Raw genomic sequence first — 206 nt, 5'->3', positions numbered from 1 at the left:
CGCGGATTCGCTGTCGCTTCTCCGTGGAATGATGGCGTGATGAGCGGGAACGGTGAACCACAGCCTCGGTCGGCAGGTGGCCCGATCCCCCCGGTGAACCCCGGTGGTGCAGGTCAACCCGGTGCGGTGCCCGCACTGCCCCCCGCGCTGATCGCGGCGCCTCCGGGCGTCGACGGCGCTCCGCTCCGGCAGTCCCCGGCGGCCGC

Origin of the sequence: Microbacterium sp., from assembly GCF_031988965.1 — a bacterium.
Classification (GTDB): domain Bacteria; phylum Actinomycetota; class Actinomycetes; order Actinomycetales; family Microbacteriaceae; genus Microbacterium.
Note: the sequence above shows the minus strand (reverse complement) of the source record.